Source organism: Sulfurovum indicum (genome assembly GCF_014931715.1).
GTDB lineage: Bacteria > Campylobacterota > Campylobacteria > Campylobacterales > Sulfurovaceae > Sulfurovum > Sulfurovum indicum.
The window spans coordinates 813,052-826,208 of the sequence record NZ_CP063164.1 but is presented as its reverse complement, the minus strand read 5'-3'; the positions used below and the strand labels follow the sequence as shown (position 1 = coordinate 826,208).

The window sequence follows — 13,157 nt, the reverse complement described above, 5'->3', positions numbered from 1 at the left end:
GTCACAGTCCGCATTGAAAGAAACCTGATCAATATTTTTACAGTACCGAAAAACCGGTAAACATAGAGCTGATGTTCAGAATGTTATGACTTTCCAGTCACTCTGCAGTGCATCTGTCAGTCTTTCGCCCGTGTGGGTCATCTCTATTCCCAGTGATGCCAGTTTTTCCGTGACCCCATAGTCATCGGAACAGACGATACAGCAGGAGAATGTCACCCCGCTCTTCTGCACTTTTTTCACCGTTTCGCAAAGTGCTTCATTTTCAGCCAAAAGTTTTGCAGAAGGACCCCATATCATAATATGGGCTTCATCCCAGTAGCCTCGCGGGAGTATTACAGATCCATAGAGCAGGACCATTTTCCTGGCTACTTCAAGTTCACCAGAGCTCCAGACAATCAATAGTTTATTCATAGATTTTCCAAAACAAGATATTCAACAGCAGCATTGCCAGGCAATGCCTGCTGTCATTATTAATTTTTAATTGTGAATTAATAACTCACTAAGAAGTACATACCTCTTAGTGCAGGAAGTGTCTGACGGTAGTAAAATAAAGCGAGATACCATACTCATTAGCCGCTTCGATGACCTCATCATCACGGATCGATCCTCCCGGTTCAATGATCGCCTTGACACCGGCCTCTGCTGCCGTATCAATCGAGTCTCTGAAGGGGAAGAATGCTTCGGAAGCCATCGCAGCACCGGTTACGTCAAGACCCATCTCTTTGGCTTTTTTCAATGCACACTGTGCTGCATCTACACGGCTTGTCATACCCATACCGACCGCTACCATAGCTGAGTTTTTCACATAGACAACACAGTTAGACTTGGTCAGACCGGCGACTTTCCATGCGATCTCAAGATCTTTCATCTCCTGTTCGGTTGCCTCTTTGTCGGATTTAAGATGTGCATTATGCACTTCATTGTCACAGATACAGTCGGAATTCTGGAATACAAATCCTCCGTCAACATGCTTGAAATCGTAGGCATCCTTGCTCATAACCAGTTTCTCACCACCCTGGGCAAAGAGTTTAAGACGTTTCTTCTTCTCAAACACTTCCAGTGCTTCCGGTGTGAAGTCTGCTGCCATAACCACTTCGAGAAAGATCTCGTTCATCTTCTCGGCAAGTTCTCTGTCAACAATACCGTTGACCGCTACTACACCGCCAAATGCCGATACAGGATCACACTTGAGTGCTTCTACATAAGAGTCCAAAAGCGTCTCTTTAATGGCAAATCCGCACGGGTTTCCGTGTTTTACGATACATACTGCATTCTCATCTCCAAAACTCGAAGCGATCTTGAGTGCACCGTTGACATCATTGATGTTATTGAAGCTTGCCTCACCTTTAACCTGTTTGAAGTTCTCTGTAAAGTGCTTGTCAAACTCATAGAGGGCACCTTTTTGGTGCGGGTTCTCTCCGTAACGTGTCTGGAATACTTTCTTTCCTGTAATGAACTGATACTCACCGAAACCGTCATTGAAGCGTCTGTTCATATAGTTGGCTATCATAGAGTCATACGCTGCTGTATGCTCGAAGGCTTTAATCATCAGATTGCGTCTGAACTCAAGGCTTGCAGCATTCGTTTCGAGTGCGCTCAATACTTCATCATAGTCATTCACATCCGTCACGATAAGCACATCATTGAAGTTCTTCGCTGCCGAACGTACCATCGTCGGTCCGCCGATATCGATATTCTCAATGATCTCACCGAAATCATCTGTTCTCTCAATAGTCTCTTTGAACGGGTAAAGGTTCACACAGACAAGGTCGATACCCTCTACACCAAGTTCTTTGGCCTGGGCGACATGTGCCTCATCACTGCGCTTATGCAGGATCCCTCCGTGCACATACGGGTTCAGGGTCTTTACACGTCCCTCAAAACACTCGGGAAATTTTGTCACCTCGTCGATCTCGATGACTTTTACCCCTGCTTCACTCAACTTTCTGTACGTCCCGCCGGTAGAGATGATCTCCCAACCAAGCTTCTCCAATCCCTGAGCGAACTCAACGATCCCGGTTTTGTCACTTACACTTAGTAATGCTCTCATTTTTTTCTCACTTTTTTCTTTTTTGATATTATATTAGGTTTTCTGTGTTACTGAGTACTGGGCAGGCAGGTACCAATATTTGCGAAGAAAGACACCGAAGTTACCATCAGTATGCTTGCAAAGTGACGCTTTTTGCCTACTTTTTCTTTCGTGAAGCAAAGCGGTGACGAAGTCATCACTCTCCTCAGGAAAACGCAGAAAGGAAACACTAAACTCTCATATGCATTCCCATACCAAATATGGGAACAGGGGAATCTGTGTTGTCAGGAGACAACACCCTTCCGATTACAGATCCTGCTCGATCGTACGTGCAAACGTATTGAAGTAGAGATCCTTCACCTCTTCAAGCGGAAGCCCAACACCGTTGACCGAGACTTTCTCTCCGCCAATCTTGCCGATGACCTCACTCTTGAGTCCAAGCTCTGAAGCCATTGCAAGCAGTGCATCAAGGTTTGCATCACTTACTTCAAGCAGTGCTCTGGTCTGGGATTCATCGAAGATATCTCTGCTGTTTTCTACCATCACATTCGCTTCGATACCCTTGCCTGAAACCGCTGCCATCTTGGAAAGTGATACGGCAATACCACCAAGGTTCACATCTTTTGCCGATGCAAGAAGCCCTTTTTTGTTCGCTTCGATCACAAGCTCCCACAGTGCAAGCTCTTTTTTATAGTCAAAGCTCGGCAATCTTCCTACCGTCTCTCCGTAAAGCTCTTTGATATAGAGTGATCCTCCGAACTCTCCTTTTGTCTCACCGACAAGCACAATGTTGTTCCCCTCTTCTCGGAATGCAGAAGGAAGTACCTTGTTCTGGTCATCATTGAGTCCCACCATCGCAATGGCAGGTGTCGGGAATACAGAAACACCGTTGGTCTCATTATAGAGAGAGACATTCCCGGAAACAACCGGTGTGTTCAGTTCAAGACATGCCTCTTTGATCCCTTCGCACCCCTGTGCGAACTGCCACATCACTTCAGGGTTCTCCGGGTTGCCGTAGTTAAGACAGTCTGTAATGGAAAGCGGTCTGGCACCGCTCATTGCTACGTTTCTTCCCGATTCCACTACTGCGAGTGCTGCACCACCTTTGGGGTCGATGTAGCAGTAACGCGGATTACAGTCTGAACTCATCGCCAGGGCTTTGCCGTTCTCCTTAATACGGATTGATGATGCATCCAGACTGCCGGGATGCTTGGTCGTATTGGTCTGTACCATTGAGTCATACTGGTTATAGACCCACGCCTTGTCCACTACTTCCAGTGCAGAAACAAGCTTTTCATAGGCTTCCTGGTCTTCTACCTTCGCATAGTCGTCTACCGACTTCGCATTCACTGCGTCAAGGTATGCAGGACGCGCTACAGGTCTGTCAAGGACCGGTGCCTCCTCACTGACCGGTGCAATAGGCATGTCACAGACCTTCTCACCATGCCAGAAAAGCTCCATTCTGGCTGTATCGGTCACCTCTCCGATAACGGCGACATCAAGTCCCCATTTCTCGAAGATATCAATGATCTCCTGTTCTCTTCCTTTTTTCGCACAGATGAGCATACGCTCCTGAGACTCCGACAGCATAAAGTCATACGGCGTCATCCCCTCTTCACGTGCAGGTACTTTATCCAGATCCATTCTCAGACCTGCACCTGTTTTTCCTGCCATCTCAAATGAAGAAGAGGTCAGCCCTGCAGCCCCCATATCCTGGATCCCTACGATCGCATCGGTCTTAAAGAGTTCAAGACACGCTTCAAGCAACAGCTTCTCTGTGAACGGATCCCCTACCTGCACGGTCGGACGAAGCGACTTGGACTCTTCTGTAAATGAGTCAGAACTCATCACCGCTCCTCCAAGTCCGTCACGACCTGTTTTGGAACCGACATACATTACCGGGTTGCCCACACCTGATGCCACACCTAGGAAGATCTCATCGGTCTTTACAAGCCCGAGTGAGAAAGCGTTGACAAGAATATTCCCGTTGTAACTCTCATCGAAACTTACTTCACCGCCAATGGTAGGAACTCCCATACAGTTACCGTAGCTTCCGATGCCGTCTACCACACCGCGGACCAGATGTCTTTGGTACTTGGCTGTCTCATCGCTGCCACTTACCTTGCCAAAACGCAGTGCATTGAGGTTGGCTACCGGTCTGGCACCCATAGTAAAGATATCGCGGAGTATTCCTCCGACACCGGTTGCAGCTCCCTGGAACGGCTCAATGAACGAAGGGTGGTTGTGGCTCTCCATTTTAAAGACCGCAGCCATACCTTCGCCAATATCAATGACACCGGCATTTTCTCCAGGCCCCTGAATAACCCATGGAGCTTTTGTAGGGAAGCCGTTCAGGTACTTTTTACTTGACTTGTAAGAGCAGTGCTCTGACCACATCGCTGAGAAGATACCGATCTCTACGATATTCGGATGACGCCCGTCAAGAATACGGAGAATATCTTCATACTCCTCTTTACTGAGCTTGTGACTCTTTAACACTTCATCTAGATTTTCAACTGGTTGTGACATAAAATGTGTCCTTTTGAGGGGTTGTACCCGGATTAAATAAGAGGTATATTTTACTCAAAAAGTGCTAAAAGGGTAATGAGTTTTATCATTTAGTGGTATCATTCCAATAGAAAGATTAAAGAGGTGGAAAGATGAACAAAATACTCCAAATGCTCAAGCTTCAGCAGCAGCTCAATGATGCAACCAACGGGGAAGGCTGGGAGAACGGTACTACCAAGAACGGAAAACTGATCGACTGGAAGCGCTGCAGTTACCTTGAATGTGCAGAACTGATCGAAAGCTATCCGTGGAAACACTGGAAGAACATCGATGCCCAGCCTGATTATGAGAACATCAAGATCGAAGCAGTTGATATTTGGCACTTTATCATGTCACAGGCGCTAAGCGACTATAAGGTAAACGCACTGGGAAGCATTGAAGAGCTGGCTGAAAATATCGTCAACCTGCCTAACTTTGAAACATTCAGAGCGGAAGTCATAGCCACTGAAAAAAATTATTACGGACAGATAGAAGTAGTGGAGGAGCTGATGCGCATCCTCTTCTGCGGAGCTTCCACAGAAGCGCTCATTACAGCCTTCTTTGAAGTAGCCATGCAGTCCGGGCTTAACCTGGACAGTCTCTATAAACTCTATGTAGGAAAGAACATCCTTAACCAGTTCAGACAGGACCACGGCTACAAAGAGGGAAGCTACATCAAACTATGGAACGGTAAAGAAGACAATGTGACAATGCAGCGCATCCTGGATGAAAATACGGAGATCACACCTGAAGCGCTTTATGGAAAGCTGGAGGAAGCATACCCGAAAAACTAAAGCTCCATGAAGTAAAAGTACACAATTTGGGCCTGTCGTGTACAGTGGCGACAGAACAACCTGCTGAGAGCTGTACCGCTTGCTACAGTGTGTTCATTGCAGCTATTTAGTACATCTGTCCGACAAGGTCCTTTTGTACCACCTGGTTCCCTTTTACCGTGACGAGTGTGGCGATACGGATACTTTTAGGCGTATCATAACCACACTCCATACCGCATCTGACCGTACCTATCAGGTAGTAACTGCCCGAAGGCACTCCGTAAAAAGAGAAGTTCCCGTTTGCATCCGAAGAGGTGAACCGCAGGTAGTTGAAGAGTCTGTCATCGGCTTTCTGCATCTTCTGTCCGCCGATATAACTCTCCTGATACCATTGATCAGAATAACTTGTTTTCGGATTGAGGTAGAGTCTTGTTGCTTTACCGACCACCTTCTTCCCATATCCGTCAGTAATGTAGATCTGACCCTTTACTGTTCCTTTTCCCACTCTTGCCAAGCGTACATACTCATCCATAGGAAAAGGGATACGCGGAACCTTGTATGCCTCTTCACTGAGCATCGCTCCGCTCTCAGTCATATTCTGGTCAATATCCGAGATATCGATATTCTCTTCATCTTCACTCGATCCCCATCCCTGACCATAACCGCTTTCTCCCGGAAGATACGGCAGCTCTCTCTCTACACATCCGGTCGTAAACCATAGAGTGAACAGTGATACCAGTAACAACAGATACTTCTTCTTCATCGTTTCATTTCCTTGCTAAAATAATTTCATATTATACACTATTAAGTTTAGGTGCCCTCTATCTGTATTACAGATCAGCACCGCTTTTTATGGTTCTCAAAAAACTGCTGCAAAAACCCTTTTGCCTCTTCATCGCCCGAAAATGCCGCTCTTTGGTACCAGAATGCAGCCTGCTCACAGCTTTTTCTCACCATATCTCCTCTGCGGTAACGTTTGGCAAGATGCTGCTGTGCCTCCAGGTCGCCCTCTTTGGCAAAGCGGTGCAGCTGTTTGAGCTTGCGCTTCTGACCATAATAGTAATTGATCGTATGGCGGATGAACCAAAGGGTAAAGAGTGCCAATCCACCCAAAATATATATCTCAATATCCTGCATCTTACTTTCCCAAACAGAACTCACCGAACATCTTGTCAAGGATCTCTTCATTCTCATAGGGTTTGGAGATCGAAGAGATCGCTTTGACCGCTTCCTGAAGATGATAGGAGAAGAACTCAAGCTCCCCTCTTGCAAGCGGTTCTTTTGCTTCCATGATAGCGTTCTTCGCTCTCTCAACCGCCTCGATCTGCCGGGTTGAGATAAGCATCAGCTCTTCTCCCTCACCAATGGAATCAAACAGCTTTTTAAGCGCATCTGTCAGTTTCACAAAACCTTTCTTCGCACTCACTTCCAGAGGATCGAATCTTTCCAGAAGAGCAGTATCAAGCTTTTTCTCAAGATCAGATTTATTGATCGCCACGATCACATGTGTATCCTCGACCTCTTCAATGATAGAGAGTATCTTCGCATCCTCCCCGTCAAAGGGGCGCGAACCGTCAAAGAGTGCGATGAGCACATCGGCATCTTCCACCGAGCTCATCGAACGCTCAATACCTATCTTCTCTATAGTATCATCCGATTCTCTGATACCTGCCGTATCGACAAGACGGATAATGTGTGAACCGATGCGCACCTGCTCTTCTATCGTATCCCGTGTCGTTCCCGCGATATCACTGACGATCGCCCTCTCATAGGAGAGCAGTGCATTAAGCAGCGAACTCTTGCCGACATTGGGTTTTCCGATGATCGCTACCTTGAATCCCTCTATCAGTCCGCGTCTTCTGTGACTTGCTTCAACAACCTGTTCTATCTTTTCTGTCAGTCCATCCAGCTGCGATAGAATACTTGTCATGATATCATCCGGGATATCCTCTTCGGCATAATCGATCATCACTTCCGAATAGGCCAGAGAACGAAGCAGTGCCTCTCTGCTCTCTTCTACAAAATCTTTGAGCTCGCCCTTCATCTGTTTGGCAAGTATCTTCGCGGCATCAACACTTTTTGCCTCTATCAGTCTGGAGATCGCTTCCGCTTCGGTCAGGTCTATCTTCCCGTTCAAAAATGCGCGTTTGGAAAACTCACCGGGCTCGGCCAGTCGTACACCTGATGCAAGTATGGTATCAAGTATCTCCTGTGCCACGATCATTCCTCCATGGCACTGGAACTCAACAACATCCTCTCCGGTAAAACTGTAGGGTGCCGCAAAGTAGATCATGATCGCCTGGTCTATCAGTTCATTGTGCTGGTTATAAAGGGAGGTAAGATGTGCATATCGCGGTTTGATCCCGTTTTTTTTCGAGATCTGTTCTGCAACAGCCAAAGAGTCTTTGCCGCTCACTCTGATAATGGAGATAGAGGAGACACCGTGGGCAGTTGCAATAGCAGTAATGGTATCAGTCATGGGGCTTTTGTATGGAATTCGTTTATTACAACGAATTTCTTACCCGATTTTCCGGTTTTTACCGCGACATATTTGTCAGGAAAGGCTTCACGCAGCTGTTCAAGTGCGATCTGTACCAGAATACCGTCAAGGAACCGGGTCTTCCCTTTACCGTATCTCTCTACATTCTCAATGACCGGTTGAATATAGTTTCGTATCATCTCCTGCTGAGAGGTAAGGAATTCTGCGATCTCCAGTTTGATGTAAAGCTGATATTTTGTATGCAGCCAGTTGAAAATCATGTAGGAGAGCGCATTGTAGCGGTACCCCTCTTTTCCGATAAGCAGTGCCGCATCCTCTCCGTCAATAAAGATCAGGGCCGTATTCTCGACCACATCCACCTCTACAACATCGATATCAAAACAGGAGACGTCAAAGAGTGCTTTGAGACTCTCCTCAATGCTGAGTGCCAGTGCCTGATCGACAAAAGGTACCTCATCTTCTGTATGGGTATCTGCTTCGAAGAAACTTTCCACAATGGCATCATGTGCTACTTTGACCTTCTCTTCCGCACGCTCTTTTCTCTCTGTATCTTCCTCCTGCGGAGTCTCCTCTTTGAGTGTGGAGAGGATCTCTGAAGCCACCTCCTCTTCGAGTGTCGCTTCATTCAGCGAGGGATCCTCCGAAGGTACGGCAGAAGATACCGGGATATTTTTTGTTGTCGCTACGATAATGGCCTTTTTTTTGAAAAGCCCCAGAATCCCTTTGGATGGATACTGTATCACTTCATACTGAAGTTCGGTCACAGAGCAGGAGAGTTGTGTTGCAGCAAGCTCATACGCCTCTTCAAGGGTAGGTGCTTCAACCTTCGTCATTTAACTCTCCTTCCCTTTTTTGTGCGCTGCAGCTGCAGCAGCTTTTTGTTTCTTATAGGCATTGTTGATCACATACTGCTGACCGATCGTGAAGATGTTGTTGACCACCCAGTAGAGTACCAGACCTGACGGGAAAGGCATAATGATGAACATCAGAGCCATGATCACCGGGAACCACTGGAAGATCTTTTCCTGAAGCGGATCAGTGAAGTTGTTCGGTGTAATCTTCTGCTGGAACCACATAGAGATACCCATCAGGACCGGGAGTATATAGTAAGGGTCTGCTGCTGCAAGGTTGTCGATCCAAGCCGGTATCCACGCTGCTCCCTGAAGCTCATCTGCATTGAGCAGAACACGGTAAAGCGCAAAGAAGACAGGGATCTGAAGCAGCAGCGGCAGACAACCGCCCATTGGGTTGGCTCCATGCTTCTTGTAAAGCTCCATCATTTTCATGTTGAGCTTGGCCGGATCACCTTTGTATTTATCTTTAAGCTCTTTCATCTTCGGTGCAAGATCCTTGAGTTTCTGCATAGACATCATTCCCTTGTATGAGAGAGGGAAGAGGACCAGCTTCACAAGCAGCGTAAAGAGAATGATCGTCCATCCCCAGTTCCCGACCATATCATTGATCCAGAGCAGCACTTTAAAGAACGGGTAAGAGAGAAAAGTGAACCATCCAAACTCGATTGCATCGGTCAGTTCAGGGTTGATCGCCTTAAGGATCTTATACTCTTTTGGTCCGATATACCCGCCAAGCTGAAGATTCTGTCTCCCCTCAACAAAGATCAGGGGATTGCCATTCTCTTCTTTGAGAACAGAAACATTCATCCCTTTCTCAAAGTCATAGAACATGGTTGCAACATAACGGTCGAACGCTGAAGCGATCTTTGCATTTTTTACAACCTCATCCCCCTTGGCATCGCCGTCTTCTATTGTTGTGATAACCCCGTCAGGTCCTTTGATCAGGACCCCTCTGACAAGCATATACATCGAAGTGTCGGCCATAGGTCTGTGTCCTGGCGTAATGAAATAAGGTACGTCAGCGGAAGTGCTCACTTTTATCGTATAGGCACCGGTCGGCTGGATGGTCAGAGTTTTTGTAACAGTCACAGCAGAGAGCTTCTGTGTCATGGTGAGTGTTACTGCTCCGCTCTTGGCATCAAGTGTTCCCGTGGACGAAGCGGTATATGGTGTTTTGAAGGCCTCTTCATTCAGTTTTGCATCGGCAAAACGTATCTCGAGCGGTTTCGCTTCATTCGCTCCAAGGATCTGCAGATTGTGCCCCTCTTCATTTCGGTACTTCTCTTCAAGAAGTTCAAACTGTGCAATACGCCCCAGTTTATCAATGCTCATTTTGAATATATCGGAGACAACCGTTACCAGATTGGTGCCCGAAGCGGTCGTAACCGGTGCTTTCTTAGCTGTTTGCTGTGCTGCAGGCGTATTCACACCCGGTGTCGCTTTATTGGCTGCAGGAGCAGGTGCGGCATTGGTACTTACATTCTGTTCGGCAACAGGCTGGGAGATCTGCGGCGGGAAAAGATAGCTGTAACCTACAAATACGAGAAATGAAAGAGCAAGGGCTAGAAGCAGTCGTTTGTTTAAATCTTGTTGTTCCAAAATAGTACCTTTGTATCAATAAACGATAGTATAGTCTTAACTGTGTTAAATTTGTTTTAATGCAGTACACTTCTTGAGTGCGAGGAGATAGGCTTTGCGAGTCCCTGAGTAGCTTTCATTCAAAAGAGCCGGTTTTGCAACCAAAACATACGATCCGCTTTTGAGTCGGTCGATATTTTCAATGAAATGTGCTCTAAGCAAACGCTTTGCTCTATTTCTGTGAACTGCATTTCCTATTTTTTTACTGGCTACGAACCCGACTTTATATTCGTCCGATCTCTTATAAAAGAGTACAAAGAAGGGTGTATGCCAGACTTTGGTGGAGTGTTTGTAGACTCCGTTAAACTCTTTACTGGTCTTTATGCGAGTAAAATGTTTAATCTTAGCGATGGGATTATACCGCCAATCTCTTTCTGCCTTTTGCTCTTCTTGCAGCGATCACTTTTCTTCCGTTCTTTGTTTTCATTCTTGTTCTGAAACCGTGTGTTCTTTTTCTTGGTGTGTTGTGTGGTTGGTATGTTCTTTTCATCTTAAAGATCCTTCATCTGTTTTCCCACGACTGTGGGTATATTTGGACGCGATTTTACCTAAAAACGTCTTAAGATATTCTAATTATTCCGGACAAATGCCAACTTTGGTCAGTGAAGTGACTTAAAGACGATCTCATTGCTCCGTTTATTCTCTTTTGTCTCAATATAGATCTCGATCAGTTTGAAAATAATATATTTAATATCGTAGGTCGTATTGCGTATTTCCAGCTCCACACAGTATGGCTCTTTCACTTCATTCTCTCTGAGATGATGCATAACCCTTTCTGCAAAACGATATCCCCCGTCTATCTTGGTATCCTGACAGATGATCGCATAAATGGACCTCTCTTCATCCAGTTTGAAAAGAATATCGGTATTACGTTTCTGCTCTTTAACGATCTTTCCCACATCAAACTCGTCTGAAGAGATCAGCATGACAACAAACGAACGCTCCTCTCTGCGGTTCATCAGGTAGTAGATGATTTCAATGGTTGTAGAGAGTTTATCCAGCATTGTTGCTGCCAGAGAAATATCATTTCCTGTGAATCTGACATCTTTTCCGTACATTTCATTTTCCCGTACGATCATCATTATCTCCCATTCTTTAAAAGTATATTGGATAATTATAGCAAAATATTTAGAGGTTCCCTTTAGCTTTGGCTGTTATAATTCGCTATGCATAAAAAAAATCTTGAAATCCTGCCATCACCTTGCTGGCTGCTTGAAGAGTCAAAGCTCGTTGACAACCTGAAAATCATTGAAAGAATTAAGAAAAAAAGCGGTGCCAGGGTACTGCTCGCACTCAAAGGCTATGCCCTTTGGAAAAGTTTCGATATCCTGCAGCCCTTCCTTGACGGCTGCTGTGCCAGCGGTCTGCATGAAGCAAAACTGGCGGCAGAGGAGTTCGGCAAAGAGGTGCATACCTATGCACCTGCCTACAAAGAGGAGGAGATAGAAGAGATCGCTTCGCTTTCCCACCATATGGTCTTTAATTCACCTGCACAGTTCAAACGTTTTGCCGCTTTGGCAAAAAGAACCAACCCGGAACTCTCACTGGGACTCAGGGTCAATCCAGAATACTCCGCCTCTCCCAAAGAGATATACAATCCCTGCGGTCTTTACTCCAGACTGGGTACAACACTGGAAAACTTTGATGAAACTCTCCTTGACAAACTTGACGGCCTACATTTCCATGCACTCTGTGAACAGGACAGCAGTGCACTTGAAGCTGTACTTCAGAATTTTGAAGAGAAATTCGGAGAGTATATCCCTCAGATGAAATGGATCAACTTCGGAGGCGGACATCATATTACACGCAAAGACTACAATGTGGAAAAGCTCATCGACCTTATTAACGGTTTCAAAGCCAAGTACCGAGTAGAGGTCTACCTCGAACCCGGGGAAGCGATCGGCTGGGAAACCGGACCGCTCATTGCAACAGTACTGGATATCGTCCATAACGGTATCGATATCGCTATCCTTGATACTTCAGCCGAAGCCCATATGCCTGATACCATCATCATGCCCTACCGTGCAGAGGTCAGAGGTGCGGGAGAGGCAGGAGAGAAAGCCCATACTTACCGTCTGGGAGGCAATACCTGCCTGGCCGGAGATATCATGGGGGACTACAGCTTTGATACGCCGCTGCAGATTGGCGACAGGATTATTTTTGAGGATCAGATGCACTACACGATGGTCAAAGCGACCACTTTCAACGGTATCAAACTGCCAAGCATTGCCATAGAGAGAAAGAGTGGACATATAGAGGTCCTCAGAGAATTCGGTTATGAGGATTTCAAGAACAGACTCTCCTGATATTGACTCTCTTTCAGCGTTTCAGGGAGCGCAATACCACTTCTCCGCTCTTCTCCTGAGCTTTTGCATTACAGAAAAGTTCCAGCATCTCAAAGATGATCTCTTTGGATGTATAGTGTGCTGACCGTATATCCATAACTGCAAAATAGATATCATTTGCAAAACTCGTTTTCAGGTAGCGCATCAGACGCTCAGAGAAATGGAATCCTCCGTCAACTTTGGTATCCTGACAGATCAGTGCATAGTGATCATCCAGCATATCGATCTTTACCAGGATATCTGACGGACGTTTCTGCTCCAGCAGTATATGTTCAAGATTATCGGCCTGCGCACTTACCAAAATGACAAGAAAAGGCTTCTGTTCATTTTTTTTCATCTTGTAGAGCATAGTCTCGACAACAGCATACATTGCATCGAATACTGCGGCATAGATACAGAACTCTTTTGCTTCAAAGATGATCTCTAAATCTCTGTTCGTGTTCTTTTCCTCACTAATGATCATATCAGTTC

14 protein-coding genes are annotated in these 13,157 nt (G+C 46.0%); 2 read left to right on the top strand and 12 right to left on the bottom strand.

Annotated features, from left to right (window positions below; genetic code table 11):
* Positions 1-75 precede the first annotated feature (75 nt).
* From IMZ28_RS04185 to purL, 3 genes are all read right to left on the bottom strand, one after another.
* Positions 76-411: a DsrE family protein gene (locus IMZ28_RS04185; protein WP_197549494.1), complete on the bottom strand. Its 336-nt coding sequence runs from the start codon at positions 409-411 to the stop codon at positions 76-78.
* A gap of 106 nt (positions 412-517) precedes the next feature.
* Positions 518-2,050, bottom strand: a complete 1,533-nt coding sequence (purH, locus tag IMZ28_RS04180; protein WP_197549493.1) for a bifunctional phosphoribosylaminoimidazolecarboxamide formyltransferase/IMP cyclohydrolase — start codon at positions 2,048-2,050, stop codon at positions 518-520.
* A gap of 285 nt (positions 2,051-2,335) precedes the next feature.
* Positions 2,336-4,558 (bottom strand): phosphoribosylformylglycinamidine synthase subunit PurL, encoded by a 2,223-nt coding sequence (gene purL, locus IMZ28_RS04175; protein WP_197549492.1) that lies wholly within the window; start codon positions 4,556-4,558, stop codon positions 2,336-2,338.
* A 131-nt stretch (positions 4,559-4,689) separates the two neighbouring features.
* Between purL and IMZ28_RS04170 the strand changes: the two genes are divergently transcribed.
* Complete coding sequence (locus IMZ28_RS04170; protein ID WP_197549491.1) at positions 4,690-5,370, top strand: dUTP diphosphatase; 681 nt, start codon at positions 4,690-4,692, stop codon at positions 5,368-5,370.
* 106 nt (positions 5,371-5,476) lie between these two features.
* Here the strand turns inward: IMZ28_RS04170 and IMZ28_RS04165 are convergent, their stop codons facing one another.
* From IMZ28_RS04165 to IMZ28_RS04130, 8 genes are all read right to left on the bottom strand, one after another.
* Positions 5,477-6,112 carry a peptidase associated/transthyretin-like domain-containing protein gene (locus tag IMZ28_RS04165; RefSeq protein ID WP_197549490.1) on the bottom strand — a complete coding sequence of 212 codons (636 nt, stop codon included), beginning with the start codon at positions 6,110-6,112 and terminating at the stop codon, positions 5,477-5,479.
* A gap of 74 nt (positions 6,113-6,186) precedes the next feature.
* Positions 6,187-6,510 carry an SEL1-like repeat protein gene (locus tag IMZ28_RS04160; RefSeq protein WP_232087512.1) on the bottom strand — a complete coding sequence of 108 codons (324 nt, stop codon included), beginning with the start codon at positions 6,508-6,510 and terminating at the stop codon, positions 6,187-6,189.
* Complete coding sequence (mnmE, locus tag IMZ28_RS04155) at positions 6,488-7,828, bottom strand: tRNA uridine-5-carboxymethylaminomethyl(34) synthesis GTPase MnmE (protein WP_197549488.1); 1,341 nt, start codon at positions 7,826-7,828, stop codon at positions 6,488-6,490. Before mnmE ends, IMZ28_RS04160 begins: the two co-directional genes overlap by 23 nt.
* Positions 7,825-8,682 carry a Jag N-terminal domain-containing protein gene (locus IMZ28_RS04150; RefSeq protein WP_197549487.1) on the bottom strand — a complete coding sequence of 286 codons (858 nt, stop codon included), beginning with the start codon at positions 8,680-8,682 and terminating at the stop codon, positions 7,825-7,827. The genes mnmE and IMZ28_RS04150 overlap by 4 nt, the downstream gene beginning before the upstream one ends.
* Positions 8,683-10,302 (bottom strand): membrane protein insertase YidC, encoded by a 1,620-nt coding sequence (gene yidC / locus IMZ28_RS04145; protein WP_197549486.1) that lies wholly within the window; start codon positions 10,300-10,302, stop codon positions 8,683-8,685.
* Positions 10,303-10,347: 45 nt separating this feature from the next.
* Positions 10,348-10,665 (bottom strand): ribonuclease P protein component, encoded by a 318-nt coding sequence (rnpA, locus tag IMZ28_RS04140; protein WP_197549789.1) that lies wholly within the window; start codon positions 10,663-10,665, stop codon positions 10,348-10,350.
* A 31-nt stretch (positions 10,666-10,696) separates the two neighbouring features.
* Positions 10,697-10,831: a 50S ribosomal protein L34 gene (gene rpmH, locus IMZ28_RS04135; RefSeq protein ID WP_197549485.1), complete on the bottom strand. Its 135-nt coding sequence runs from the start codon at positions 10,829-10,831 to the stop codon at positions 10,697-10,699.
* A 109-nt stretch (positions 10,832-10,940) separates the two neighbouring features.
* Positions 10,941-11,423 carry a hypothetical protein gene (locus IMZ28_RS04130; protein ID WP_197549484.1) on the bottom strand — a complete coding sequence of 161 codons (483 nt, stop codon included), beginning with the start codon at positions 11,421-11,423 and terminating at the stop codon, positions 10,941-10,943.
* Between the two features lie 84 nt (positions 11,424-11,507).
* Between IMZ28_RS04130 and nspC the strand changes: the two genes are divergently transcribed.
* On the top strand, positions 11,508-12,647 hold the full coding sequence (nspC, locus tag IMZ28_RS04125) for a carboxynorspermidine decarboxylase (protein ID WP_197549483.1): 1,140 nt from the start codon (positions 11,508-11,510) through the stop codon (positions 12,645-12,647).
* 13 nt (positions 12,648-12,660) lie between these two features.
* On the opposite strand, the gene IMZ28_RS04120 is transcribed toward nspC, so the two are convergent.
* Positions 12,661-13,149, bottom strand: a complete 489-nt coding sequence (locus IMZ28_RS04120) for a hypothetical protein (RefSeq protein ID WP_197549482.1) — start codon at positions 13,147-13,149, stop codon at positions 12,661-12,663.
* Positions 13,150-13,157 lie beyond the last annotated feature (8 nt).